The organism is Marinospirillum alkaliphilum DSM 21637, from assembly GCF_900119735.1.
Classification (GTDB): Bacteria; Pseudomonadota; Gammaproteobacteria; order Pseudomonadales; family Halomonadaceae; genus Marinospirillum; species Marinospirillum alkaliphilum.
The window spans coordinates 14879-40152 of sequence record NZ_FPJW01000010.1; the positions used below are offsets into that span (position 1 = coordinate 14879).

Annotated in this window: 36 protein-coding genes; 35 read left to right on the plus strand and 1 reads right to left on the minus strand. The window is 54.0% G+C overall.

Translation table 11 applies throughout. From position 1 onward, the window contains the following. Nucleotides 1-122 precede the first annotated feature (122 nt). From rpsL to rplQ, 32 genes are all read left to right on the plus strand, one after another. Entirely contained in the window at nucleotides 123-494 is a 372-nt protein-coding gene (rpsL, locus tag BT114_RS12545) for a 30S ribosomal protein S12 (protein ID WP_072326850.1), read from the plus strand. Between the two features lie 95 nt (nucleotides 495-589). Next, entirely contained in the window at nucleotides 590-1060 is a 471-nt protein-coding gene (gene rpsG / locus BT114_RS12550; protein WP_072326851.1) for a 30S ribosomal protein S7, read from the plus strand. A gap of 12 nt (nucleotides 1061-1072) precedes the next feature. Next, nucleotides 1073-3178, plus strand: coding sequence for an elongation factor G (gene fusA / locus BT114_RS12555; protein WP_072326852.1), 2106 nt, complete (start codon nucleotides 1073-1075; stop codon nucleotides 3176-3178). A gap of 35 nt (nucleotides 3179-3213) precedes the next feature. Further along, on the plus strand, nucleotides 3214-4407 hold the full coding sequence (gene tuf / locus BT114_RS12560; protein WP_072326853.1) for an elongation factor Tu: 1194 nt from the start codon (nucleotides 3214-3216) through the stop codon (nucleotides 4405-4407). A gap of 172 nt (nucleotides 4408-4579) precedes the next feature. Continuing rightward, entirely contained in the window at nucleotides 4580-4891 is a 312-nt protein-coding gene (gene rpsJ / locus BT114_RS12565; RefSeq protein WP_072326854.1) for a 30S ribosomal protein S10, read from the plus strand. Between the two features lie 121 nt (nucleotides 4892-5012). Next, nucleotides 5013-5654: a 50S ribosomal protein L3 gene (rplC, locus tag BT114_RS12570; protein ID WP_072326855.1), complete on the plus strand. Its 642-nt coding sequence runs from the start codon at nucleotides 5013-5015 to the stop codon at nucleotides 5652-5654. A gap of 14 nt (nucleotides 5655-5668) precedes the next feature. Then, nucleotides 5669-6274 (plus strand): 50S ribosomal protein L4, encoded by a 606-nt coding sequence (gene rplD, locus BT114_RS12575; protein WP_072326856.1) that lies wholly within the window; start codon nucleotides 5669-5671, stop codon nucleotides 6272-6274. Beyond that, nucleotides 6271-6567: a 50S ribosomal protein L23 gene (gene rplW, locus BT114_RS12580; RefSeq protein WP_072326857.1), complete on the plus strand. Its 297-nt coding sequence runs from the start codon at nucleotides 6271-6273 to the stop codon at nucleotides 6565-6567. The genes rplD and rplW overlap by 4 nt, the downstream gene beginning before the upstream one ends. A gap of 15 nt (nucleotides 6568-6582) precedes the next feature. Then, entirely contained in the window at nucleotides 6583-7407 is an 825-nt protein-coding gene (rplB, locus tag BT114_RS12585; protein WP_072326858.1) for a 50S ribosomal protein L2, read from the plus strand. A gap of 16 nt (nucleotides 7408-7423) precedes the next feature. Next, nucleotides 7424-7699 (plus strand): 30S ribosomal protein S19, encoded by a 276-nt coding sequence (rpsS, locus tag BT114_RS12590; protein WP_072326859.1) that lies wholly within the window; start codon nucleotides 7424-7426, stop codon nucleotides 7697-7699. Nucleotides 7700-7710: 11 nt separating this feature from the next. After that, nucleotides 7711-8046 carry a 50S ribosomal protein L22 gene (gene rplV / locus BT114_RS12595; RefSeq protein WP_218163515.1) on the plus strand — a complete coding sequence of 112 codons (336 nt, stop codon included), beginning with the start codon at nucleotides 7711-7713 and terminating at the stop codon, nucleotides 8044-8046. A gap of 11 nt (nucleotides 8047-8057) precedes the next feature. After that, nucleotides 8058-8771 (plus strand): 30S ribosomal protein S3, encoded by a 714-nt coding sequence (rpsC, locus tag BT114_RS12600; RefSeq protein WP_072326861.1) that lies wholly within the window; start codon nucleotides 8058-8060, stop codon nucleotides 8769-8771. Between the two features lie 11 nt (nucleotides 8772-8782). Beyond that, nucleotides 8783-9196, plus strand: a complete 414-nt coding sequence (rplP, locus tag BT114_RS12605; protein ID WP_072326862.1) for a 50S ribosomal protein L16 — start codon at nucleotides 8783-8785, stop codon at nucleotides 9194-9196. Further along, nucleotides 9196-9387, plus strand: coding sequence for a 50S ribosomal protein L29 (gene rpmC / locus BT114_RS12610; protein WP_072326863.1), 192 nt, complete (start codon nucleotides 9196-9198; stop codon nucleotides 9385-9387). The genes rplP and rpmC overlap by 1 nt, the downstream gene beginning before the upstream one ends. A gap of 2 nt (nucleotides 9388-9389) precedes the next feature. Continuing rightward, a complete protein-coding gene (gene rpsQ / locus BT114_RS12615; RefSeq protein WP_072326864.1) occupies nucleotides 9390-9656 on the plus strand; it encodes a 30S ribosomal protein S17 in 267 nt (88 codons plus the stop codon). A 43-nt stretch (nucleotides 9657-9699) separates the two neighbouring features. Further along, the gene (rplN, locus tag BT114_RS12620; RefSeq protein ID WP_072326865.1) at nucleotides 9700-10068 is read left to right on the plus strand and encodes a 50S ribosomal protein L14; all 369 of its coding nucleotides are present in this window, start codon (nucleotides 9700-9702) and stop codon (nucleotides 10066-10068) included. A gap of 15 nt (nucleotides 10069-10083) precedes the next feature. Beyond that, entirely contained in the window at nucleotides 10084-10401 is a 318-nt protein-coding gene (rplX, locus tag BT114_RS12625) for a 50S ribosomal protein L24 (protein WP_072326866.1), read from the plus strand. A gap of 17 nt (nucleotides 10402-10418) precedes the next feature. After that, nucleotides 10419-10958, plus strand: coding sequence for a 50S ribosomal protein L5 (gene rplE, locus BT114_RS12630; RefSeq protein WP_072326867.1), 540 nt, complete (start codon nucleotides 10419-10421; stop codon nucleotides 10956-10958). A 10-nt stretch (nucleotides 10959-10968) separates the two neighbouring features. Beyond that, nucleotides 10969-11274: a 30S ribosomal protein S14 gene (gene rpsN / locus BT114_RS12635; protein WP_072326868.1), complete on the plus strand. Its 306-nt coding sequence runs from the start codon at nucleotides 10969-10971 to the stop codon at nucleotides 11272-11274. A gap of 24 nt (nucleotides 11275-11298) precedes the next feature. Beyond that, a complete protein-coding gene (gene rpsH / locus BT114_RS12640) occupies nucleotides 11299-11691 on the plus strand; it encodes a 30S ribosomal protein S8 (protein WP_072326869.1) in 393 nt (130 codons plus the stop codon). Nucleotides 11692-11702: 11 nt separating this feature from the next. Continuing rightward, nucleotides 11703-12239 (plus strand): 50S ribosomal protein L6, encoded by a 537-nt coding sequence (rplF, locus tag BT114_RS12645; protein ID WP_072326870.1) that lies wholly within the window; start codon nucleotides 11703-11705, stop codon nucleotides 12237-12239. Between the two features lie 9 nt (nucleotides 12240-12248). Continuing rightward, nucleotides 12249-12599 (plus strand): 50S ribosomal protein L18, encoded by a 351-nt coding sequence (gene rplR, locus BT114_RS12650; protein WP_072326871.1) that lies wholly within the window; start codon nucleotides 12249-12251, stop codon nucleotides 12597-12599. Nucleotides 12600-12610: 11 nt separating this feature from the next. Then, the gene (rpsE, locus tag BT114_RS12655; protein WP_072326872.1) at nucleotides 12611-13111 is read left to right on the plus strand and encodes a 30S ribosomal protein S5; all 501 of its coding nucleotides are present in this window, start codon (nucleotides 12611-12613) and stop codon (nucleotides 13109-13111) included. A gap of 4 nt (nucleotides 13112-13115) precedes the next feature. Then, nucleotides 13116-13295 carry a 50S ribosomal protein L30 gene (rpmD, locus tag BT114_RS12660; RefSeq protein WP_072326873.1) on the plus strand — a complete coding sequence of 60 codons (180 nt, stop codon included), beginning with the start codon at nucleotides 13116-13118 and terminating at the stop codon, nucleotides 13293-13295. 3 nt (nucleotides 13296-13298) lie between these two features. Continuing rightward, nucleotides 13299-13733, plus strand: a complete 435-nt coding sequence (gene rplO / locus BT114_RS12665) for a 50S ribosomal protein L15 (protein ID WP_072326874.1) — start codon at nucleotides 13299-13301, stop codon at nucleotides 13731-13733. Nucleotides 13734-13749: 16 nt separating this feature from the next. Next, entirely contained in the window at nucleotides 13750-15078 is a 1329-nt protein-coding gene (gene secY, locus BT114_RS12670; protein ID WP_072326875.1) for a preprotein translocase subunit SecY, read from the plus strand. A gap of 32 nt (nucleotides 15079-15110) precedes the next feature. After that, the gene (gene rpmJ / locus BT114_RS12675; RefSeq protein ID WP_072326876.1) at nucleotides 15111-15224 is read left to right on the plus strand and encodes a 50S ribosomal protein L36; all 114 of its coding nucleotides are present in this window, start codon (nucleotides 15111-15113) and stop codon (nucleotides 15222-15224) included. Nucleotides 15225-15360: 136 nt separating this feature from the next. After that, nucleotides 15361-15717: a 30S ribosomal protein S13 gene (gene rpsM / locus BT114_RS12680; protein ID WP_072326877.1), complete on the plus strand. Its 357-nt coding sequence runs from the start codon at nucleotides 15361-15363 to the stop codon at nucleotides 15715-15717. Between the two features lie 61 nt (nucleotides 15718-15778). After that, the gene (gene rpsK / locus BT114_RS12685; protein WP_072326878.1) at nucleotides 15779-16162 is read left to right on the plus strand and encodes a 30S ribosomal protein S11; all 384 of its coding nucleotides are present in this window, start codon (nucleotides 15779-15781) and stop codon (nucleotides 16160-16162) included. A gap of 12 nt (nucleotides 16163-16174) precedes the next feature. After that, a complete protein-coding gene (gene rpsD, locus BT114_RS12690; protein WP_072326879.1) occupies nucleotides 16175-16795 on the plus strand; it encodes a 30S ribosomal protein S4 in 621 nt (206 codons plus the stop codon). Nucleotides 16796-16832: 37 nt separating this feature from the next. Further along, nucleotides 16833-17834, plus strand: a complete 1002-nt coding sequence (locus BT114_RS12695; protein WP_072326880.1) for a DNA-directed RNA polymerase subunit alpha — start codon at nucleotides 16833-16835, stop codon at nucleotides 17832-17834. A gap of 40 nt (nucleotides 17835-17874) precedes the next feature. Continuing rightward, nucleotides 17875-18252, plus strand: coding sequence for a 50S ribosomal protein L17 (rplQ, locus tag BT114_RS12700; protein WP_072326881.1), 378 nt, complete (start codon nucleotides 17875-17877; stop codon nucleotides 18250-18252). Nucleotides 18253-18315: 63 nt separating this feature from the next. On the opposite strand, the gene uvrA is transcribed toward rplQ, so the two are convergent. Then, nucleotides 18316-21147 carry an excinuclease ABC subunit UvrA gene (uvrA, locus tag BT114_RS12705; protein WP_072326937.1) on the minus strand — a complete coding sequence of 944 codons (2832 nt, stop codon included), beginning with the start codon at nucleotides 21145-21147 and terminating at the stop codon, nucleotides 18316-18318. 200 nt (nucleotides 21148-21347) lie between these two features. On the opposite strand from uvrA, the gene BT114_RS12710 reads away from it, so the two are divergent. The 3 genes from BT114_RS12710 (at nucleotide 21348) to BT114_RS12720 (ending at nucleotide 25274) form a co-directional block, all read left to right on the plus strand. Beyond that, nucleotides 21348-22709, plus strand: a complete 1362-nt coding sequence (locus BT114_RS12710) for an MFS transporter (protein ID WP_072326882.1) — start codon at nucleotides 21348-21350, stop codon at nucleotides 22707-22709. A 60-nt stretch (nucleotides 22710-22769) separates the two neighbouring features. Further along, nucleotides 22770-23486, plus strand: coding sequence for a single-stranded DNA-binding protein (locus tag BT114_RS12715; RefSeq protein ID WP_072326883.1), 717 nt, complete (start codon nucleotides 22770-22772; stop codon nucleotides 23484-23486). Between the two features lie 162 nt (nucleotides 23487-23648). Then, the gene (locus BT114_RS12720) at nucleotides 23649-25274 is read left to right on the plus strand and encodes a methyl-accepting chemotaxis protein (protein ID WP_072326884.1); all 1626 of its coding nucleotides are present in this window, start codon (nucleotides 23649-23651) and stop codon (nucleotides 25272-25274) included.

Here is a 25274-nt window from a genome sequence, read left to right on the forward strand (position 1 = left end):
TTTCTGACCGTAGAATGCGCTTCCTCAAAAGAGGGGATAGGTGCGTCTATCCATTTTGTATCATCAGAAATCTGCCTTGTTGCGGTGTTTCGGCACCAAAACAGACATTGGAGTTTGCTTGCATGGCAACAATTAATCAGTTGGTTCGCAAGCCACGCAAACGTAAGGTAGCCAAGAGCGACGTTCCGGCGCTTCAGGCCTGCCCGCAAAGACGTGGCGTATGTACTCGTGTTTACACGACTACCCCGAAAAAACCTAACTCGGCTCTGCGTAAAGTATGCCGTGTGCGTCTGACCAATGGTTATGAAGTCACTTCCTATATCGGTGGTGAAGGTCACAACCTGCAGGAGCACTCAGTAGTACTGATTCGCGGCGGTCGTGTAAAAGACTTGCCAGGTGTGCGTTACCACACCGTACGCGGTGCCCTGGATACCTCTGGTGTTCAGAACCGTAAACAGGCTCGTTCCAAATACGGCGCCAAGCGTCCGAAGTAATCTATTTGTTAACTGTGTCTGATAAGAGTAAGGCCAGGCCTGCCTGATTTGATCAAGTGCCTGGGGTTACCTGAAGACCGTTTAGAGGGCTTATCATGCCAAGAAGAAGAGTTGCGGCGAAACGTGAAGTACTTCCAGATCCAAAATACGGAAGTGATCGTCTGGCCAAGTTCATCAACCACGTGATGGAAAGCGGCAAAAAATCCGTTGCTGAGCGAATTGTTTATGGCGCGCTGAGCAAAGTGGAAGAACGCACCAAGAAAGACCCGATTGAGCTTTTCGAGAAAGCACTCGAAAGCATTCAGCCGCTGGTGGAAGTTAAGTCACGTCGTGTTGGTGGTGCTACCTACCAGGTTCCGGTGGAAGTACGTCCTTCCCGTCGTACCGCACTGGCCATGCGTTGGCTGGTGGATTTTGCCCGTAAGCGTGGCGAGAAATCCATGGATCTGCGCCTTGCTGGCGAGATGATGGACGCTGCTGAAGGCAAGGGTGCGGCAGTCAAGAAGCGTGAAGATGTGCACCGCATGGCCGAAGCCAACAAAGCATTTTCTCACTACCGCTTCTAACGGAGGCCCCAAGTGGCACGTAAAACCCCGATTAACCGTTACCGTAATATCGGTATCTGTGCTCACGTTGACGCGGGTAAAACCACGACAACTGAGCGTGTTCTCTACTACACCGGTGTCAACCACAAGCTGGGCGAGACTCACGATGGTGCGTCTACCACCGACTGGATGGAGCAGGAGCAGGAGCGTGGTATTACCATCACTTCCGCTGCTGTAACCACCTTCTGGAAGGGCATGGACCACCAGTTTGAAGAGCATCGCGTCAACATCATCGACACCCCCGGCCACGTTGACTTCACCATTGAAGTAGAGCGTTCGCTGCGCGTGCTGGATGGTGCCGTGGTTGTATTCTGTGGTTCCTCCGGTGTTGAGCCGCAGTCTGAAACCGTATGGCGTCAGGCCAACAAATACGAAGTTCCGCGTCTGGTGTTCGTTAACAAAATGGACCGTTCCGGCGCCGACTTTGAGCGTGTGGTTGCCCAGATCAAAAACCGTCTGGCTGCCAACCCTGTGCCGATTCAACTGAATATCGGTGCAGAAGAAGAGTTTGAAGGTGTGATCGACCTGATTCGCATGAAGGCGATCTACTGGAATGAAGCTGACCAGGGCATGACCTATGAGCTGCGTGACATTCCTGAGCATCTGGTAGCCAAGGCTGAAAAATACCGCGAAGAGATGATCGAAGCGGCTGCTGAAGCCAATGAAGAGCTGATGAACAAGTACCTCGAAGAGGGTGAGCTGACCACCGAAGAAATCAAGGCTGGTCTGCGTCAACGCGTTATCGGCAACGAAATTGTGCTGGCCATGTGTGGTTCTGCCTTCAAGAACAAGGGTGTGCAAGCTGTACTGGATGCGGTGGTTGAATACCTGCCGGCACCAAACGAAGTTAAAGCCATTGAAGGTGAGCTGGAGAATGGCGAGATCGGAGTGCGTCCGGTTGATGACAAGGAGCCCTTTGCGGCCCTCGCATTCAAGATTGCCACTGACCCCTTTGTGGGTACGCTGACCTACATCCGTGTTTATTCGGGTGTTCTGGAAAGTGGCTCCGGCGTTTACAACTCCGTGAAGCAGAAAAAAGAGCGCATTGGTCGTTTGGTTCAGATGCACGCCAACCAGCGTGAAGAGATTAAAGAAGTTCGTGCGGGTGACATCGCGGCCTGTGTGGGCCTGAAAGATGTAACCACTGGTGATACCCTGTGTGACATCGACAACAAGATTGTCCTGGAGCGCATGGAATTTCCGGAGCCGGTAATCTCTGTTGCTGTTGAGCCGAAATCCAAGGCGGATCAGGAGAAGATGGGTATTGCACTGGGCAAGCTGGCTCAGGAAGATCCATCTTTCCGCGTGAAGACTGACGAAGAATCCGGCCAGACCATCATCTCTGGTATGGGTGAGCTGCACCTGGACATCATCATCGACCGCATGCGTCGTGAGTTCAAGGTTGAAGCGAACATCGGCAAGCCGCAGGTTGCTTACCGTGAAACCATTCGCAAGAAGGTTGAGCAGGAAGGTAAATTTGTACGCCAGTCCGGTGGTCGTGGTCAGTACGGTCACGTCTGGCTGAAAATCGAGCCGCTCACCGACAAGGGTGAAGATGGCGAGAAGACTTACGAGTTCGTTAACGAAATCGTTGGTGGCGTTGTGCCGCGTGAATACATTCCTGCTGTTGACAAGGGTTGCTTTGAGCAGCTGCAGAATGGTGTTCTGGCTGGCTACCCGATGATCGACGTTAAAGTCACCATCTTTGATGGTTCTTACCATGACGTCGACTCTAACGAAATGGCCTTCAAGATTGCTGGTTCCATGGCAATCAAAGAAGGTGCAAAGAAAGCAGGTGCTGTGCTGCTTGAGCCGATCATGAAGGTTGAAGTGGTTACACCTGAAGACTACATGGGCGACGTCATGGGCGACTTGAACCGCCGTCGTGGCCTCGTGCAGGGTATGGACGATATTCCAGCAGGAAAAGTTGTCCGTGCGAAAGTTCCACTGGGTGAAATGTTCGGTTATGCAACCGATCTGCGCTCTGCGACCCAGGGTCGTGCGAGCTACTCGATGGAGTTTCTTGAGTATGCTGAGGCGCCGGCTAGCATTGTCGAAGCCGTCATCAAACAGAAGTAATTTTTAATCTGCCGTTAACTGAAGAGGTTATCGTTGTGGCTAAAGAAAAATTTGAACGTAGCAAACCCCACGTAAACGTTGGCACCATCGGTCACGTTGACCATGGTAAAACCACTCTGACTGCTGCCCTGACTCGCGTTTGTGCAGAAGTTTTTGGCGGTAAGGCGGTTGCCTTCGACGGTATCGACAATGCGCCAGAAGAGCGTGAGCGTGGTATTACCATCGCTACCTCTCACGTAGAGTACGAGTCCAGCATCCGTCACTACGCGCACGTTGACTGCCCCGGTCACGCTGACTACGTAAAAAACATGATCACCGGTGCTGCCCAGATGGATGGCGCGATCCTGGTTTGTTCCGCTGCTGACGGCCCGATGCCGCAGACTCGCGAGCACATCCTGCTGTCCCGTCAGGTTGGTGTACCCTACATCGTTGTGTTCATGAACAAAGCCGACATGGTTGACGATGCCGAGCTGCTGGAACTGGTTGAGATGGAAATTCGTGACCTGCTGTCTGCTTACGAATTCCCTGGCGACGACACCCCGATCATCATCGGTTCTGCCCTGATGGCACTGAATGGTGAAGACGACAACGAAATGGGCACCAGCGCTGTCAAGAAACTGGTTGAGGCTCTGGACTCTTACATTCCTGAGCCTGAGCGTGCCATTGACAAGCCGTTCCTGATGCCGATCGAAGACGTATTCTCTATTTCCGGTCGCGGTACTGTAGTAACTGGTCGTGTAGAGCGCGGCATCATCAAGACTGGCGAAGAAATTGAAATCGTTGGTATTGTTGACACCGTAAAAACCACCTGTACTGGTGTTGAAATGTTCCGCAAGCTGCTGGACGAAGGCCGTGCTGGTGAGAACATCGGCGCCCTGCTGCGTGGCACCAAGCGTGACGACGTACAGCGTGGTCAGGTTCTGGCCAAGCCAGGCTCCATCAAGCCGCACACCCAGTTCGAGGCAGAAATCTACGTTCTGTCCAAGGACGAAGGTGGTCGTCACACGCCTTTCTTCAAGGGCTACCGTCCTCAGTTCTACTTCCGTACCACTGACGTGACTGGTTCTTGTGAGCTGCCAGAAGGCGTAGAGATGGTTATGCCTGGTGACAACGTCAAGCTGGTTGTTACCCTGATTGCTCCGATCGCGATGGAAGACGGTCTGCGTTTCGCCATCCGTGAAGGTGGTCGTACTGTTGGCGCTGGTGTTGTTGCCAAGATCCTTGCCTGATCTGAAGCTCCACTAGTCTGACCAAAGAGGGTCTCCGCATGGAGGCCCTCTTTCTTGTATCAAATTTCTGATTAAATTTGACACATAAGAAATCACAGCACTATAATGCTGCTCCTTTTTCAGGTGCAGATCCGGTGTCTGTGCCATGTAGCCCGTATCGGAGCATTGGAAAATGCAAGACCAGAAAATCCGTATTCGGCTGAAATCGTTTGATCATCGCCTGATTGATCAGTCTGCGCTGGAGATTGTTGAAACTGCCAAGCGCACTGGTGCACAGGTTAAAGGTCCGATTCCACTGCCGACTCGCAACGAAAAATTCACTGTGCTGATTTCTCCGCACGTGAACAAGGATGCTCGTGACCAGTACGAGATTCGTACTCACAAGCGTGTGCTCGACATTGTTGAGCCGACTGAAAAAACAGTTGATGCGCTGATGAAGCTTGAACTGGCCGCTGGTGTTGATGTCCAGATCAGCCTGGGCTGATTTGCTGACAAAGTAGTCAAGAAGTTCGCGTCGAGAGACGCAATACAATCGAGATAGTGGAATGCCCTGGAAAAGGCAGCCATAGCGGGTGATAGCCCCGTACACTGATAGGAGACATACAATGGCTCTTGGTTTGGTCGGTAAGAAAAGCGGCATGACCCGCATTTTCACCGAAGACGGTGTTTCTATACCCGTCACCGTGATTGAAGTCACTCCTAACCGTGTTACGCAGATCCGTACTGCTGAAGTGGACGGTTATTCTGCTGTACAGGTTACTGCAGGTTCGCGCAAAGCGAAGCACCTGACCAAGGCGCAAGCTGGGCATTTTGCCAAGGCTGGTGTTGAGGCTGGTAGCGTTGTGCGTGAATTCCGTCTTGCTGAAGGTCAGGAAGTGCCCGCCCAGGGTTCTGAGTTGACAGTCGGTCTGTTTGAAGCTGGTCAGATCATTGATGTGACCGGTATCTCCAAAGGTAAGGGTTTCCAGGGTGCTGTTAAGCGCTGGAACTTCCGTACTCAGGATGCTACCCACGGTAACTCACTTTCTCATCGTGCTCCCGGTTCTATCGGTCAGAACCAGACTCCCGGTCGTGTCTTTAAAGGCAAGAAAATGGCGGGTCACATGGGTGCTGAGCAAGTGACTGTTCAATCCCTGGAAATCGTTCGTGTCGATGCGGAGCGTAATCTGCTGCTGGTTAAGGGTGCTGTACCCGGAGCCACTGGTGGTGACGTCGTCGTTCGTCCAGCGGTCAAAGCTCGCAGCTAAGAGGATAAAGACGTATGAATCTGAATCTGGCCGGAGCTCAGGGTACTGTTGAAGTATCTGACGCGACCTTTGGAAAAGAATTTAACGAAGCCCTGGTGCATCAGGTAGTGACTGCTTACCTGTCTGGTGCTCGTCAGGGTAGTCGTGCCCAGAAAACTCGTGCCGAAGTTAACGGTGGTGGCAAGAAGCCCTGGCGTCAAAAGGGTACTGGCCGTGCGCGTTCTGGTACTGCGACTTCTCCGATCTGGCGTAAGGGTGGCGTAACTTTTGCCGCTCGTCCTCAGGATCACTCCCAGAAAGTAAACAAGAAAATGTATCGTTCTGCGATGCGTTCGATCCTTTCTGAGCTGGCTCGTCAGGACCGTCTGGTTGCCGTTGAAGACTTCAGCGTTGAGGCACCCAAGACCAAGCTGCTGGCTGCCAAGCTGAGCGAGATGAATCTGGGTAAAGTGCTGATTGTTACTTCTGAGCTGAACACCAACCTGTACCTGGCAGCGCGTAACCTGCCGCATGTTGATGTTATCGAAGCTAGCGCAGCCGACCCTGTCAGCCTGATCGCCTATGAAAATGTGCTGGTTACTGTACCGGCCCTGCGTCAGCTCGAGGAGAAATTGGGATGAACCAGGAGCGCCTTTTCAAAGTACTGCTCGGTCCTCACATGACCGAGAAAGCTGCCGTACTGGCTGATGCAAAAAACCAGTATGTATTCAAGGTAGCCGCAGATGCGACCAAGCCTGAGATCAAGAAGGCTGTCGAGCAGCTGTTCGATGTCAAGGTTGATGCCGTGCGTGTTCTGAACACCAATGGCAAGACCCGTCGCACTCTTCACGGTCTCGGTCGTCGCAATGGTTTCCGCAAGGCTTATGTGAGCCTGGTGGAAGGTCAAGCGATCGATTTCGCTGACGCGGAATAAGGCAAGGGGTTAATCATGGCAGTTATCAAGACTAAGCCGACTTCCGCCGGTCGCCGCCACCTGGTCAAGGTGGTGAACAAGGACCTGCACAAGGGTGCACCTTATGCCCCGCTGCTTGAGTCCAAGAACAAGACTGGTGGTCGTAACAACAACGGCCGTATCACCACTCGTCACATTGGCGGTGGTCATCGTCAGCACTACCGTATTGTTGACTTCAAACGCAACAAAGACGGTATTGTCGGTGTGGTTGAGCGCCTGGAATACGATCCAAACCGCTCTGCTCACATTGCGCTGATCAAGTACATGGACGGTGAGCGTCGCTACATCATTGCACCTAAGGGTGTGGTGGCTGGTGATCGCATTCAGTCCGGTGTTGATGCACCCATCAAGGCTGGCAATACCCTGCCGCTGCGTAACATGCCGCTGGGTGCCACCCTGCATTGTGTTGAACTGAAGCCTGGCAAGGGTGCACAAATCGCACGCTCCGCTGGTGCCTCTGTTCAGCTGGTAGCTCGTGAAGGTGCTTATGCCACCCTGCGTCTGCGTTCTGGTGAGACCCGCAAAGTGCTGGTTGATTGCCGCGCAACCCTGGGCGAAGTGGGCAACAACGAACACAGTCTGCGTGTCCTCGGTAAAGCCGGTGCAAGCCGCTGGCGTGGTGTTCGCCCGACCGTACGCGGTATGGCGATGAACCCGGTTGATCACCCCCATGGTGGTGGTGAAGGCCGTAACAAGGGTATGCATCCGACCACGCCTTGGGGTGTACCGACCAAGGGTTACAAAACTCGCAAGAACAAGCGCACGAGCAATCTGATTGTTCGTCGTCGCAAAGCGAAATAACTAAGGGGATACCGCTGTGCCTCGTTCACTGAAGAAAGGTCCTTTCATTGACCTTCATCTGTTGAAAAAAGTGGAAGTTGCGGTCGAAGGCAAAGACAAGAAGCCAATTAAGACTTGGTCTCGTCGTTCCATGATCATTCCAGATATGATCGGCCTGACGATTGCTGTCCACAATGGACGCCAGCATGTACCGGTTTACATCACTGAAGAGATGGTCGGTCACAAGCTGGGTGAATTTGCTGCTACCCGTACTTATCGCGGTCATGCAGCTGACAAGAAAGCCAAGCGCTAATTCAGGAGGTTATGATGGAAGTCGCCGCTAAACTGCGTGGTGCCCGTCTGTCCGCACAGAAGGCTCGCTTGGTTGCTGATCAGGTGCGTGGCAAGAAGGTTGCTGATGCGCTCAACCTGCTGACCTTCAGCCCGAAAAAAGGTGCTGTGCTGGTTAAGAAGGTGCTGGAGTCTGCAATTGCAAACGCCGAGCATAACGAAGGTGCTGATATCGATGAACTGCGTGTTTCTACCATCATGGTAGATGAAGGCATGACCATGAAGCGCATTAAACCGCGCGCCAAGGGCCGTGCTGACCGCATTCTCAAGCGCACTTGCCATATCACTGTCAAGGTAGCCGACCGGTAAGGAGTCACCCTATGGGTCAGAAAGTTAATCCGACCGGCATTCGCTTGGGCATCGTTAAAGAGCATACCTCTACCTGGTACGCCGAAGGCCCTGCTTATGCTGACAAGCTGAACAATGACATGCAGGTGCGCAGCTTTCTGGAAGAGCGTCTGAAGCAAGCTGCTGTCAGCCGTATCCAGATCGAGCGTCCGGCCAACAACGCCCGCATCACCATTCACACTGCCCGTCCAGGTATTGTGATTGGTAAAAAAGGTGAGGACGTTGAGCGTCTGCGTAAGGACGTATCCGACATGATGGGTGTGCCAGTGCACATCAACATTGAGGAAGTTCGTAAGCCTGAACTGGATGCAGCTCTGGTTGCCCAGAGTGTTGCCGGCCAGCTCGAGCGCCGCGTCATGTTCCGTCGCGCCATGAAGCGCTCGGTACAGAACGCCATGCGTCTCGGTGCCAAAGGCATCAAGATCCAGGTTGGTGGTCGTCTCGGTGGTGCTGAAATTGCCCGCTCCGAGTGGTATCGCGAAGGTCGTGTGCCGCTGCACACCCTGCGTGCCGATATCGACTACGCCACTGCTGAAGCCCACACCACTTATGGCGTCATCGGCGTCAAGGTATGGATCTTCAAAGGTGAGATCCTGGGCGGGATCGAAGAGGTGCGTGCAAACGCTGCCAAGCAGGCCCAACAGCCTCAGCAGCCGGCAGCACCCAAGAAAAAAGGTTCCAAGTAAGGGGATAGTCGATGTTACAGCCTAAGCGTACAAAATTCCGCAAGCTGCACACAGGCCGTAACCGCGGCCTGGCACTGCGCGGAAACAAGGTCAGCTTTGGTGAATTCGGTCTGAAAGCCACCGGTCGTGGTCGTCTGACTGCCCGCCAGATTGAGGCGGCCCGTCGTACCATGACTCGCCACATCAAGCGTGGTGGTAAAATCTGGATCCGGGTTTTCCCAGACAAGCCGATCACAGAAAAGCCGTTGGAAGTTCGTATGGGTAAGGGTAAGGGTAACGTGGAATACTGGGTTGCCCTGATCCAGCCGGGTAAGGTGCTGTACGAAGTTGAAGGTGTTACCGAAGAGCTGGCCCGTGAGGCATTTGCTCTTGCAGCTGCCAAACTTCCTATCCCGACAACTTTTGTTAAACGGACGGTGATGTAATGAAAGCTCAAGAACTGCGCGGCAAATCAGCCGATGAGCTCAAGGAGCAGCTGCACAACCTGTTGCGTGAGCAGTTCCAACTGCGCATGCGTAAGGTGACCGGTCAGCTGGGCCAGACTCATGTGCTCAAGCAGCTGCGTCGCGATATAGCACGCGTTAAAACCGTGCTGAACGATAAGGCAGGTAACTGAACATGGCCGAAGTCGAAAAGAAAGCAAGAACTGTCACCGGCAAGGTGGTCAGCGACAAAATGGACAAATCCATCACCGTAGTGGTTGAGCGCAGTGTGGCTCACCCTCTGTATGGGAAGTACGTTCGCCGCTCTACCAAGATGCATGCACATGACGAGACGAACGATGCTCGCATGGGTGACACCGTAACCATCCAGGAAACCCGTCCGCTGTCCAAGACGAAGACCTGGAAACTGGTTGAGATTGTTGAGCGCGCCAAGGAAGTCTGAGGAAACTCAGACTCCTAAGCTGCTTCAAGTTTGGAGATAACCAATGATTCAGACGCAATCAATGCTGGATGTTGCCGACAACAGCGGCGCGCGTCGCGTCATGTGTATTAAGGTGCTCGGTGGTTCCCACCGTCGCTATGCACGTGTCGGTGACATCATCAAGGTCACCGTAAAAGATGCCATCCCGCGTGGTAAGGTGAAAAAGGGCCAGGTTCTCAAGGCTGTGGTTGTTCGCACCAAGGCGCCGGTACGTCGTCCTGACGGTTCCGCTATCCGTTTTGACGGCAATGCTGCCGTTATCCTGGATAACAAGGACGCCCCGATGGGCACCCGTATTTTTGGGCCGGTAACCCGTGAGCTGCGTGGCGACAAGTTCATGAAGATCATTTCCTTGGCACCTGAAGTGCTGTAAGGAGCGAGGCCGGTTATGCGTAAAATTAAACGTGACGATGAAGTGATCGTCATCGCAGGCAAAGACAAGGGTAAGCGTGGTACTGTAAAGCGCGTTCTCAAAGACGATCGCTTTGTGGTGTCCGGTGTGAATATGATCAAGCGTCACACCCGCCCGAACCCCTATGCCAATCAGCCAGGCGGCATTATTGAGCGCGAAGCGCCCATTCATGCATCCAACGTTGCCATTTTCAATAAAGAAACTGGCAAGGCTGATAGAGTAGGATTCAAGGTCCTGGACGATGGTTCCAAGGTACGTATTTTCAAGTCGACTCAAGCTGAGATCGACTCCTAATCAAGTCAGGTATCAGCATGGCTAGATTGAAAAATCTTTACCAAGATGAAGTTGCAGCCAAACTGAAAGATGAGCTTGGCTTAAAGAATGTGATGGAAGTGCCACGCATTACCAAAATCACCCTGAACATGGGTGTGGGTGAAGCGCTCAGCGATAAAAAGCTGATGGAGAACGCCGTCGCTGATTTGGAAAAACTGAGTGGGCAAAAAGCTGTAATCACCAAAGCCCGCAAGTCCATCGCTGGCTTTAAAGTCCGCGAAGGCTGGCCGATTGGCTGCAAGGTGACCCTGCGCCAGGAGCGTATGTGGGATTTTCTGGACCGTTTGGTAGATGTTGCGATTCCTCGTATTCGTGACTTCCGTGGTCTGAACCCCAAATCGTTTGATGGCCGTGGCAACTACAGCATGGGTGTGCGTGAGCAGATCATTTTCCCCGAAATCGACTACGACAAGGTCGACCGGGTACGCGGTCTGGACATAACCATCACCACCACTGCCCGTAACAACGACGAAGGCCGTGCGCTGCTTGCAGCACTTGGCTTCCCGTTCAAGAAGTAAGGGGAAAGACATGGCGAAGGTTTCCATGATGCAGCGTGAGCTGAAGCGCGCCAAGCTGGTAGAGAAATATGCTGCCAAGCGTGCCGAGCTGAAAGCGATTATTGTCAACCCACAGACCTCTGAAGAGGATCAGTGGGCGGCACTGCAACAGCTGCAGAAGCTGCCACGCGACTCCAGCCCAGCCCGTCAGCGTAACCGCTGTCGCGCGACTGGTCGTCCGCATGGTTTCTACAACAAGTTCGGCCTGAGCCGCAACGCACTGCGTAAAGCAGCTATGCGTGGCGATGTTCCGGGCCTGCGCAAGTCCAGCTGGTAAGCAGGATCCAGGAGTGCAAAGCGAATGAGCATGCAAGACACCCTGGCGGATATGGTTACTCGTATTCGCAACGCCCAGATGGCAACTAAAGAGACGGTCACCATGCCGTCTTCCAAGATGAAAATCGAAGTTGCCCGGGTGCTGAAAGAAGAGGGTTACATCGCGGACTATTCCGTCCAGGGCGATGTTAAACCCGAACTGACTGTGACCTTGAAGTACTTTGAAGGCAAAGCGGTCATCGAGAAGATCGAACGTGTCAGCAAGCCAAGTCTGCGTCAGTACAAGGGCAAGAGTGAGCTGCCCAAGGTTGCTGCCGGTCTGGGTATCGCGATTGTTTCCACCTCCAAGGGTGTGATGACAGATCGTGCTGCGCGCGCGGCCGGTGTCGGTGGCGAAGTCATCTGCACCGTGTTCTAAGGGAGAGTGCAATGTCCCGTGTAGCAAAGAAACCGATTGAACTGCCAGCTGGCGTTGACTTCAAGGTCAATGACCGCAAGCTTACCGCAAAAGGTGGCAATGGCACACTGGAGCTCAACCTGCATCCGCTGGTTGATGTGAAAGTGGAAGGTACGACCGTGACGGTTGCCGCTGGCAACCCGAACAACAAGGCTGCCTGGGCTCATGCCGGCACCACCCGTGCACTGGTCAACAATATGCTGACCGGTGTTTCCCAGGGCTTCACCAGAACTCTGGAAATCAACGGTGTGGGTTACCGCGCACAAGTCAAAGGGCAAACCATCAATCTCACCTTGGGCTTCTCCCATCCGGTGGATTATGACCTGCCGGCCGGTGTAACTGCCGAGACTCCGAGCAACACCCAGATCATCCTGAAAGGTGCTGACAAGCAACTTCTGGGTCAGGTGGCTGCAGAGATCCGCAATTACCGCCGTCCGGAACCCTATAAGGGCAAGGGCATCCGCTATAGCGACGAACAAGTTCGTCGTAAAGAAGCCAAGAAGAAGTAAGGCAGGGTTATGAACGCGAAGAAAGAATCTCGTTTACGTCGTGCCCGCCGTGCCCGCGCCAAAATTCGCGAGCTGGGTGCAGTACGCCTGTGCGTGAACCGCACTCCGCGGCACATTTACGCGCAGATCATTTCCGCCGATGGTGGTCAGGTGCTGGCCAGTGCTTCCACACTGGATTCCAGCCTGCGCGCTGGTGCGACCGGTAACATTGAAGCCGCCACCAAGGTGGGCAAGCTGATCGCTGAACGTGCAAAAGCAGCTGGCATCAACGCCGTTGCCTTTGACCGCGGCGGTTTTAAATATCACGGACGCGTGAAGGCCCTGGCTGATGCGGCCCGTGAAGGCGGCCTGGAATTCTAAAGGGTGTGACAATGGCGAATATTGAAAAAACAGCCGGTGACCTGCAGGAAAAGCTTGTACAGGTTAACCGTGTCGCCAAAGTGGTCAAGGGTGGACGCATTTTTGCGTTCACCGCTCTGACTGTTGTTGGTGACGGCAATGGCCGCGTTGGTTTTGGTCGTGGCAAGGCGCGTGAAGTGCCTGTAGCGATTCAGAAAGCAATGGAGCAGGCTCGCCGCAACATGGTGAACGTACAGCTGGATGGCACCACCCTGCAATATCCTGTGCGCGCCGCTCACGGTGCGTCCAAGATCTTCATGCAGCCTGCCTCTGAAGGTACTGGAATCATCGCTGGTGGTGCCATGCGCTCTGTGCTGGAGCTGGCCGGTGTACAAAACGTACTGGCCAAGTGCTATGGCTCCACCAATCCGGTGAACGTAGTGCGTGCCACCATCAAGGGTCTGGCTGCCATGCAGGCGCCGGAAGACATTGCTGCCAAGCGCGGCAAGACCGTAGAAGACATTCTGGGGTAATACCATGGCGAAATTGAAAGTCACTCTGGTACGCAGCCCCATTGGTACACTGCCGAAACACAAGCTGTGTGTCAAAGGTCTGGGTCTGCGCCGCATCGGCCATCAGGTCGAAGTGGAAGACACTCCGGCAGTGCGTGGCATGATCAATAAGGTCAGCTACATGCTGCAGGTCGAAGGAGCTTAAGTCATGCAACTGAACGATCTGAGCCCGGCACCGGGCTCCAAACCTGCGGGCAAGCGTGTTGGCCGCGGTATCGGCAGTGGCCTGGGTAAAACCGGTGGTCGCGGCCACAAGGGTCAGAAATCCCGCTCTGGCGGCAAGGTATCACCAGGTTTTGAAGGTGGTCAGATGCCGTTGCAGCGTCGTCTGCCGAAGTTCGGTTTCACTTCGCATAAAGCACCTCTGAGTGCTGAAGTGCGTTTGCATGAAATCGCACTGGTGGAAGGTGATCTGGTCACACTGGAAACCCTGAAAGCTGCGGATGTCATTAAAGATGCCACGCAGTTTGTCAAGGTGATCCTGTCTGGCGAAATCAACCGTGCTGTCACCGTGAAGGGCCTGAAGGCCACCAAGGGTGCTCGTGCGGCCATCGAAGCGGCTGGCGGTAAGGTCGAAGACTAAGTAAGTCGAGGACGAAATGGCAAAACCAGGAACCCTACCAGGTAATCAAGGCGGTCTCAGCGAGCTCTGGGCGCGCCTCAGATTTGTTGTGTTGGCGATTATCGTCTACCGCATCGGTGCGCATGTGCCTGTGCCTGGTATCAATCCTGATCAGCTTGCTGCCATCTTCGAGCAAAACCGGGGCACCATCCTGGACATGTTCAACATGTTCTCGGGTGGTGCACTGGAAAACATGAGTATCCTGGCACTGGGCATCATGCCCTATATTTCTGCCTCGATCATCATGCAGCTGCTGACGGCTGTAACACCCAAGCTTGAAGCGCTGAAAAAAGAAGGTGAGGCCGGTCGTCGTAAAATCAACCAGTACACCCGCTACGGCACGGTGTTCCTGGCGCTGGTTCAGGCGATTGGTATGTCAGTGGGGCTGGCGGGACAAAGTGGTGTCGTCTACATGGCGAACTTCGGGTTTTACTTTGTCGCGGTAACGACGCTGGTTTGTGGTGCAGTATTCCTGATGTGGCTGGGTGAGCAGATCACCGAGCGGGGTATCGGTAACGGTATTTCGCTGCTGATTTTTGCCGGTATTGTTGCCGGTCTGCCCGGAGCCATCGGCAGTTCACTGGAAGTTGCCCGTAGCGAAGGTTCCTGGAACCTGATTCCGCTGCTGGTGATCGGTGTGCTGGCGATTGCCACTGTTGCCTTTGTGGTGTTTATTGAGCGTGGTCAGCGTCGTGTGACGGTGAACTATGCCAAACGCCAGGTTGGTAATCAGGTTTTTGCAGCTCAGTCCAATCATCTGCCGCTCAAGGTGAACATGGCCGGTGTGATACCGCCCATTTTTGCTTCCAGTATCCTGTTGTTCCCTGCATCCATCGGACAGTGGTTTGGTAGTGCTGAAGGCTTGACCCTGTTGCAGGACCTTGCGCAATTGCTTGCGCCTGGTGCACCCCTGTACATCTTGCTTTTTGCACTCAGTGTTGTATTCTTCTGCTTCTTTTATACAGCACTCATGTTCAACCCCAAAGAAATTGCTGAAAACCTCAAGCGTTCAGGTGCCTTTTTGCCGGGTATCCGTCCGGGTGAGCAAACAGCAAAATACATTGATGGGGTGGTCACTCGTCTGACCCTGTTCGGGGCTCTGTATATCACGGCTGTTTCCCTGATGCCTCAGTTCCTGCAGGTGGCCTGGAATATCCCTTTCTACGTCGGCGGCACATCACTTCTGATTGTTGTTGTTGTAGTAATGGATTTCATGGCTCAGTTGCAGTCGCACATGATGTCGCATCAGTACCAGAATCAGTCTTTGCTTAAGAAAGCCAACCTTAAGGGCTATGGTCGTCGCTGAGACGCGAGGCCTGCAAGGGAACGGAGTAGAAGATGAAAGTTCGTGCATCTGTAAAGAAGATCTGTCGTAACTGTAAGATCATTCGTCGTCGTGGTTCTGTTCGCGTTATCTGCATCGAGCCGCGTCACAAACAGCGCCAGGGTTAATCGCCCTGGACAGGACCATAAAAGGTCTGTTAAAGCTGCCCCTTGATATTTTTCTTATCAGGGGGTAAGCTTTTGCGCCCTTTATGGACTTAAAAACTGGTGGTCGATTTTTCGACCTGGAATCGGAGTAAATTGAATGGCACGTATTGCTGGTGTCAACATTCCGGACAACAAGCATGCGGTAATCTCGCTGACCTATATTTTTGGTATTGGCAAGACGCGTGCTCAGGCCATCTGTGAAAAGGCCGGAATTGCACCTAACCGTAAAATCGGCGACCTGTCTGTCGACGAGCTGGACAGCCTGCGTAATGCTGTGGGCGTGTACACCGTTGAAGGTGACCTGCGTCGTGAAATTACACTGAACATCAAGCGTCTGATGGATCTGGGCTGCAACCGTGGCATTCGTCACCGTCGTAACCTGCCGGTTCGTGGTCAGCGCACCAAAACCAACGCGCGTACCCGCAAAGGACCGCGTAAACCAATTCGCAAATAAGCCGGTCAGCGCACGCTCATGAGTGTGCGCCAACCCGCGAACATTCAGGAAAAATAGTACTATGGCTAACCCGCGTACTCGTAAAAAAGTTAAAAAGACAGTGGTTGATGGCATTGCCCACATCCATGCGTCTTTTAACAATACCATCATTACGATAACTGACCGCCAGGGCAACACCCTTTCCTGGGCAACTGCCGGTGGTTCGGGTTTTCGTGGTTCTCGCAAGAGCACCCCGTTCGCAGCGCAAGTCGCGAGTGAACGTGCCGCAACTGCGGCAGCCGAGTATGGTCTGAAGAACGTCGACGTAATGGTCAAGGGCCCGGGCCCAGGCCGTGAATCTGCCGTTCGTGCCCTGAACGCTGCTGGTTTCAAGGTCACCAACATCACCGATGTGACCCCGATTCCACACAACGGTTGTCGTCCACCGAAGAAACGCCGCGTATAAGGAGACAGATTCATGGCTCGTTACTTAGGTCCAAAATGCAAACTCTCACGTCGTGAGGGTACTGATCTGCTGCTGAAGAGCGGTGTGACTGCCTTCGAAAAGAAGTGCAAATCCGAATCCGTTCCTGGTCAGCATGGTCAGCGTCGCGGTCGTCTGTCTGACTACGGTCTGCAGCTGCGCGAAAAACAGAAAGTACGCCGTATGTATGGTGTGCTGGAAAAACAGTTCCGTAACTACTACAAGGCTGCTGCCAGCATGAAAGGCGCAACGGGCGAAAACCTGCTGCAACTGCTGGAAGGCCGCCTGGATAACGTAGTTTATCGCATGGGCTTTGGCTCCACTCGTGCAGAAGCACGTCAGTTGGTTAGCCACAAGGCCCTGACTGTGAATGGTAAGACAGTGAATATTCCTTCTTACCAGGTTCAGCCCGGTGATGTAGTTGCCGTGCGCGAAAAAGCCAAGCAGCAGCTGCGCATCAAAAATGCCCTGCAACTGACTGGTCAGCGCTCGGATGTTTCCTGGGTTGAAGTTGATGCCGGTAAACTGGAAGGTACGTACAAGGCTCGTCCTGAGCGCACTGACCTTTCCGGTGAAATCAACGAAAACCTCATCGTCGAGCTTTACTCCAAGTAATCTGGGGTAACCGTCAGGCAGCCAAACAGGTGTTTCTATGCAGCGTTCAGTGACAGAGTTTCTTCGCCCTCGTGACATTAAAGTCGAGACCCTGAGTCCGACTCGTGCAAAAATCATTCTCGAGCCTTTCGAGCGTGGTTTCGGACATACCCTTGGGAATGCTCTGCGTCGTATTCTGCTTTCTTCCATGCCCGGCTGCGCGATCGTCGAGGCGGAAATTGAAGGTGTTGAGCACGAGTACAGTGCAATCGAAGGTGTTCAGGAAGATGTCATCGAGATCCTTCTGAACCTGAAGCAGGTTGCGGTGAAAATGTTCACCCGTGACGATGCGGTGCTGTCGCTGACCAAAAAGGGTCCGGGTGTTGTCACTGCCGGTGACATCCAGGGTGATCATGATATCGAGATCATCAACCCGGATCTGGTGATTGCCAATCTGAATGAAGGTGCAGTACTGAACATGAAGCTTCGTGTTCAGTCCGGTCGTGGTTACGTACCGGCTGATGCCCGTGTATCTGATGAAGACGAAACTCGTCCAATCGGCCGCCTGGCACTGGATGCAACTTTCAGTCCGGTAATCCGCGTGGCTTATTCTGTTGAAGCGGCCCGTGTAGAGCAGCGTACAGACCTTGATAAGCTGGTTCTGGAACTGGAAACCGACGGTACACTGGACCCGGAAGAGTCCATTCGTCGTGCGGCAACCATCCTGCAGGAACAGCTGGCTGCCTTCGTTGATCTCGAAACAGACAAACAGCAAGAGCCGGTCGAAGAGGAAGATCAGATTGATCCAGTCCTGCTGCGTCCGGTGGATGATCTTGAACTGACCGTCCGCTCTGCCAACTGTCTGAAAGCCGAGAACATTTACTATATCGGTGATCTGATCCAGCGCACTGAAGTTGAGCTGCTGAAGACTCCGAACCTGGGTAAAAAGTCCCTGACAGAAATCAAGGATGTTCTCGCGGCCCGTGGCCTGTCTCTGGGCATGCGGTTGGAAAACTGGCCTCCGGCCAGCCTGAAGAGCGACGACAAGGCTTCGGCCTGAGCGTCATTCAAGTCCTCAAGGTTTGAAAGGATAAACGACAATGCGTCATCGTAAGAGTGGTCGTAAGCTGAATCGTACCAGCGCTCACCGCAAGGCCATGTTCAAGAACATGAGCGTTTCACTGGTTGAGCACGAAGTGATTAAAACAACCCTGCCAAAAGCCAAAGAGCTGCGTCGCGTCATTGAGCCGCTGATCACTCTGGCCAAGGTGGACAGCGTTGCGAACCGTCGTCTGGCTTTTGCCCGTACCGGTTCCAAAGAAGCTGTTGGCAAACTGTTTACCGATCTTGGTAAGCGCTTTGCCAATCGTCCCGGTGGTTATGTCCGCATTCTGAAGTGCGGCCTACGCCCCGGCGACAGCGCTCCCATGGCTTATGTTGAGCTGGTGGATCGCGCGAGTGGCGAAGCTGCAGAATAAGTTCTGTTGCCAGTCACTAAAAAACCGGCCTTTTGGCCGGTTTTTTTATGCCTGGGATAACCCTTATCCCTGTTGTTCCAGTAGCCGCGCCAAAAAGCGCCCGGTGTGTGACTGAGGCATACATGCCACGGCTTCTGGCGTGCCCTCCGCAATCACCTGGCCGCCACCCTTGCCACCTTCTGGCCCCATGTCGATGATCCAGTCGGCGGTTTTGATCACATCCAGGTTGTGTTCAATGATCACCAGGGTGTTGCCGTGATCGCGCAGCCGGTGCAATACCGTCAGCAGTTGGCGGATGTCTTCGAAGTGCAGGCCTGTGGTGGGTTCATCAAGGATGTAGAGGGTTTTGCCGGTATCCCGTCTGGCCAGCTCCCTGGCCAGTTTCACACGCTGGGCTTCTCCGCCGGACAGGGTGGTGGCACTCTGGCCGAGACGGATATACGATAGCCCGACATCAATCAGGGTTTGCAGTCTTCTGGCAATGGCTGGTACGGCACTGAAGAAGTCTCTGGCTTCTTCAATGGTCATTTCCAGCACTTCATGAATGTTCTTGCCCTTGTAGCGTATTTCCAGGGTTTCACGGTTGTAGCGTTTGGCCTTACAAACATCACAGGGCACATAAATATCTGGCAGAAAATGCATTTCCACCTTGATCAAACCATCACCCTGGCAGGCTTCACAGCGGCCGCCCTTGACGTTGAAGCTGAAGCGGCCGGGTTTGTAACCCCGTGATCTGGATTCCTGGGTGCCGGCAAAAAGCTCACGCACCGGTGTGAAAATGCCGGTATAGGTCGCAGGGTTGGAGCGGGGGGTGCGCCCGATCGGGCTCTGGTCGATATCAATCACCTTGTCCAGCTGATCCAGCCCATCAATGCCCTCGCAGGCTTCAGGTTCGAGGCTGGTGGCGCCATTCAGTAATCTGGCAGCATGGGGGTAAAGGGTGGCATTGATCAGGGTGGATTTGCCGGAGCCGGAAACACCGGTGATGCAGGTCATGATGCCCAGCGGGATGCTGACGCTTTCCCCTTTTAAGTTATTGCCGCTGGCACCACGAATCACCAGTTGTTTGTTAGGTTCATTCAGGTGGCGTACCTGTGGAATTTCAATGCGACGACGACCGGTCAGGTAATCGGCGGTGATGGATTCTGTGCAGGCCATCACCTGCTCCGGCGTGCCTTGTGCAACTATCCGGCCGCCATGTACACCGGCACCCGGTCCAATATCCAGCAGCCAGTCTGCCGTGCGGATGGCATCTTCATCATGTTCCACCACCAGTACGGTATTGCCCAGGTCACGCAGGTGGGTCAGGGTATTCAGCAGTCGTTCGTTATCACGCTGGTGGAGTCCAATGGAAGGCTCGTCAAGGATGTACATCACGCCCACCAGGCCGGCACCGATCTGGCTGGCCAGTCGAATGCGCTGCGCTTCCCCACCGGACAGGGTTTCCGCACTGCGATCCAGCGACAGGTAATCCAGACCGACATTCACCAGGAAGTTCAGGCGTTCAATGATTTCCTGCAGGATGCGGGCGGCAATTTCACCGCGCCTTCCTTCCAGCTTCAACTGGCTGAAATAGTCACGCGCTTCACCCAGTGGCATTTTCACCAGCGCCGGCAGGTTCATGTCACCCACAAACACATGACGGGCTGATTCCCGCAGACGGCTGCCTTCACAGTCGGGACAGGCATGAGTGGTCAGCAGGCGTGCCAGTTCTTCACGCAGGCTCTGGGAATCCGTTTCACGATAACGCCGCTCCAGGTTGGGGATCACACCTTCAAAGGGATGCGCCTTGGTAACCTGTTGGCCGCGTTCACCGGGGTAAACAAACTCAACGGCTTCAGTGCCACTGCCATGCAGTACCACTTGCTGTATCCGGTGTGGCAACTGCTGCCAGGGCGTTTCCAGTGCAAAGTTATAATGTTTTGCCAGGTGTTTGAGCAGACCAAAATAATAAATGTTGCGCCGGTCCCAGCCTTTGATCACCCCTTCTGCCAGTGACAGTTCCGGTGCCACAATCAGTTTATGTTCATCAAAAAACTGCTTCATACCCAATCCGTCACAGGTCGGACAGGCTCCGGCGGGGTTGTTGAAGGAGAAGAGCCTGGGTTCAAGCTCGGACAACGCATAACCACAGTGCGGGCAGGCAAAACTGGCTGAGAACAGCAGGTCTGGCTGTGTGCCATCCATAAAACTCACCAGTGCCAGACCGTCGGAGAGCCCCAGTGCAGTTTCAAAGGATTCTGCCAGTCGCAGCTGTTGGTCATCACGCACCTTCAGGCGGTCCACCACCACTTCAATGGTGTGTTTGCGCTTTTTATCCAGTGCCGGTGCTTCATCCAGCTCCACCACCTGGCCGTTGATGCGGGCGCGAATGAAACCCTGAGCACGCAAGTCGGCCAGCAGGTTCAGGTGTTCACCCTTGCGGTCCTGCACCACCGGGGCAAGGATCAGGATGCGGCTGTCTTCCGGCAGCTTCAGTACCTCATCAACCATTTCCGTAACGGTTTTGGCTTCCAGTGGCACATCATGTTCGGGGCAGCGGGGAATGCCGGTGCGAGCATAAAGCAGGCGCAGGTAATCGTAGATTTCAGTGATGGTGCCAACAGTGGAGCGGGGGTTGTGTGAGGTGGATTTCTGTTCAATCGAAATGGCTGGAGACAGGCCTTCGATGTGGTCCACATCGGGTTTTTCCATCATCGACAGGAACTGGCGCGCATAAGCCGACAAGGATTCCACATAACGCCGCTGGCCTTCCGCATAAAGGGTGTCAAAAGCCAGAGATGACTTGCCGGATCCGGATAAACCGGTGATCACCACCAGTTTGTCACGCGGAATCTCGACCGAAACATTCTTCAAGTTGTGGGTTCTGGCCCCACGCACACTGATCTTATCCAGAGCCACCCGTTTTCTCCCGATTAATAGCAACCGGCCATTATAGGTTTCAGTGAGTGCTCCTGTCTGCCCCCGGTTAGCACTGAAGGGTTTGCCGGTGTAGCAAGGGTGGTGCTGTAAGGGTGGTGAGGTGAGGCCCAGCAGAGTAGAATTGTCGGTTTGTCCTGCAGTGAAGCAGCGGCAGTTGCAACCCGGATTTTTACATGGCACGAGATGCATTAACATCGGTTGAACTCAGAGCAGTCAGTGGACTGGCAAGCCTTTATGGGTTGCGCATGCTCGGGCTGTTCATGGTCTTGCCGGTCATGCCCTTGTTACTGCAAGAGTATGAGGGTGCCACCCCGCTGGCAATCGGGCTGGTGATTGGCATTTATGGCTTCACCCAGGCCTTGTTGCAGCTTCCTTTTGGTTGGCTTTCCGATCGCTTTGGGCGCAAGCCGCTGATTTATGCTGGTCTGGTGGTTTTTGCACTGGGCAGCCTGGTGGCCGCAACAGCAGATAGCTTGTTGATGCTGACATTAGGGCGCGCACTACAAGGTGCGGGTGCCATTGCCAGTGTATTGATGGCCTTGCTGGCTGATCTGACCCGCGATGAACGCCGTACCCAGGCAATGGCAACCGTAGGCATCAGCATCGGGCTTGCCTTTATTGTGGCAATGGCTGCCGGTCCCTGGTTGGCTGGCTGGTTGGGCCTGTCGGGGTTGTTCTGGCTGACCGCCTTGTTGAGTGTGTTTGGTATGCTGCTGGTCTGGCGCTGGGTGCCCAGCCCCATGCAACAGCGCCGCCATCTGGATGCAGGCATTGATCCAGCACGTTTAAAAGACGTGGTGCGTCATCCGCAGTTATTGCGGCTGGACCTCAGTATCTTGTTGTTGCACCTGCTGTTAACCGGTATTTTCCTGGCGGTGCCCTTGTTACTGCAACAGGCTGGCTGGACACTGAATCAACATGGCTGGATTTACCTGCTGACCATGTTGCTGGGCTTTTTTACCATGATTCCCTTGATCATCATTGGTGAAAAAGGTCGCAAAATGAAAGCGATGCTGTTGTTGGCGGTTGGCTTGTTGCTGGTGTCGCTGTTGATCATGACCAGTTCACTCAGTTGGTTGTTGTTGCCGGGTTTGTGGATTTTTTTCACGGGTTTTAACCTGCTGGAAGCAAGCCTGCCCTCATTAATCAGCAAGCAGGCACCGGTGGCGGCCAAAGGAACCGCAATGGGTGTTTATTCCACCTCCCAGTTTCTTGGTGCCTTTGTGGGTGGTGTGGCGGGTGGTTGGGTGCTGACACACTGGGATGCAACCGGAGTTTTATTTGGGGCGGCAGTGTTATGTGGTCTCTGGCTGGTGTTGCTGCTGGGCTTTCAACCACCAAGGCATCTGTCCAGCCGGGTTTTTTCGCTGCAAGTGGCTGCAACAGAATTGCCCGCTTTGCGTGAGCAGCTTCTGGCCGTACCGGGTGTGGTGGAAGTGGTTTTGCTGGCCGAAGAGTCCGCCGGATACCTCAAACTGGATCGGCAGCAATTGGATGAAGCCTTGCTTGACAGTCTACTGGAACGTCAGGGATAGTCTGTATTTATATCCAGCTCAGGAAGGATTGATTTCAAATTTATCAACAGGGGAAAGAACATGGCGCGTGGTGTGAACAAAGTCATCTTGATCGGTAATCTGGGCCAGGACCCGGAAGTGCGTTATACCCAGAATCAGAAACAGGTGGCCAACCTGAATCTGGCCACCAGTGAGCAGTGGACGGATCGACAGACCGGTCAGAAGCAGGAAAAAACCGAATGGCATCGGGTGGTACTGTTTGATCGTCTGGCAGAAATTGCCGGGCAGTATCTGAAAAAAGGCAGCAAGGTTTATATTGAAGGCAAGCTGCAGACTCGCAAGTGGCAGAATCAGCAGGGTCAGGATCAGTACACCACAGAAATTGTCGGTAATGAACTGCAGATGCTGGATGGACGCGGTGGTGACTCTGGTCAGTCTTATGGCAATGCCGGTTACCAGGGTGGCAACGATTATGCGCAACCCCAGCAGTCAGCGGGTGGTTATGCTGCACCTCAGCAATCCTATGCGGCTCCGGCGCCTCAGCAGCCAGCAGCACATCAGCCTTACGCTGCACCAGCACCCCAGCCCCAGGTACAACAGCCACCGGTTCAGCAGGCACCGGCAGCACCGGTTCAGCAGCCTTATGGCGCACCTGCAGCTGGTCATACTGCGCCACCGCCTCGCCAGCCTTATGCTGCTCCGGCTCAACCGCAAGGTCAGCCACAGCATCCCGCTCAAGGGCAGCCTGCGCCACAGGGCAAGTCATTCAATGAATTTGATGACGATATCCCGTTCTGAGGTTCACCTCTCCTGATCAGCCCTCGCAATGCGAGGGCTTTTTTTTGCAAAAGTTATACAAAACCTACTGGATGCATAGGTTTTATTCATTGTATTATTGCTATCAGTTCGAAGAAGATAATCGTGATAATTTATTTATGCTTCCCTTGAGGAGGAGTCGCAATGACAATTGCCCAGCGTTTGTATTTCGGTTTTGGTTTTATCCTGTCTCTTTTGATCGTGATTACTCTGGTGGGCGTGTACAAGGTGGGTGCAGTGGATGCACGTCTGACCCAGATCAACGATGTGGATACCCAGAAACAACGTTTTGCCATCAATTTTCGTGGCAGTGTGCATGATCGTGCCATTGCCATTCGTGATGCGGTGCTGGTGCCGGATGAGGCTGCAAGGTCTGTTCATCTGCAGGAGATACGCCAGCTGGATGCCTTTTATCAGGAGGCTGCCAGAGGAATGGATCAGTTGTTTTCTTCCGGAAAAGGAGTGACTCAGGCGGAGCGGCGGTTACTGGCAGACATTCAGGCAGCAGAACGTGATACCCAGCAACTGACCCGGCGTGCACTGGAGCTTTTGCAGCAAGACCGGTTGCAGGCACAGATTTTTGTGCTGAATCAGGTTTCATCTGCTTACAGTGACTGGCTGATGCGCATCAATGCCTTCATTGATTATCAGGAGCAGGAAATCCAGCAGCAGGTGAATGAAGTCAGATCGGAAACAGGTGGTTTTCAGTTGTTGATGGTTTTGGTGACGGGTATTGCCTTGATTGTTGGTGTGCTGGTCAGTGTGCGTCTGGTGTCCAGTCTGACACGCACCATCGGTGGTGAACCTGAAGTGGCCGCACGCTTGATTCGTCAGGTGGCTGATGGTGACCTGACACTGGAAATCAGAACCCGTTACCCGAACAGCATCATGGGGGCGGTGGCAGATATGACCAATGCCTTGTCTGGCATCATCCGCGGTGTGGGAACCACGGCTGATGGTCTGGCTCAGGCTGCCGAACAGATGGCGGAAACTGCCAGTCTCAATCAGCGGCTGGTGCAGTCTCAGCGTGAGCAGACCGAGCAGGGTGCTGCGGCCATCAATCAGATGTCGGCCACGGTGCAGGAGGTGGCAGGTCACACTGTTGAGGCAGCGCGCCTGGCGCAGACGGCAGATGGTGAGGCTGTATCGGGCAGTGAAGAGGTGAAAAGAACGCTGAACAGCATCAATGCTCTGGCGGACGAAGTGGAAGCTGCCGGTCAGGTCATTGATCAGTTGTCCGAACACAGTGCTGAAATCGGCTCAGTGCTGGAGGTGATAGAAACCATTGCTGAGCAGACCAATCTGCTGGCGCTGAACGCGGCCATTGAGGCGGCACGTGCCGGTGAACACGGACGAGGATTTGCGGTGGTGGCGGATGAGGTGCGTGGACTGGCCAGCCGCACCCAGGAGTCCACTCGTGATATTCAGCAGCGCATCGAGAAGATGCAGACCAGTGCCCGAAGTGCGGTGCAGGCGATGGAAAAAGGGCGCAGCAAGGCAGTGGACAGTGTGGTACAGGCACGCCGTGCAGGTGACTCGCTCTCGGCCATCAATCAGTCAGTGGCAGCCATCAATGACATGAATACTCAGATTGCCAGTGCTGCTGAGGAGCAATCCGCTGTTGCGGAGGAAATCAATCGTAATTTCAGCAGCATTACTGAGGCTTCGGAACAGGCGGCAGCAGGGTCCAACCAGATTTCGGCTGCCAGCCGTGAGCTGGCACGGCTGGCTGGCGAGTTGCAAGCGAGTGTACGAAAGTTCCGTACCTGA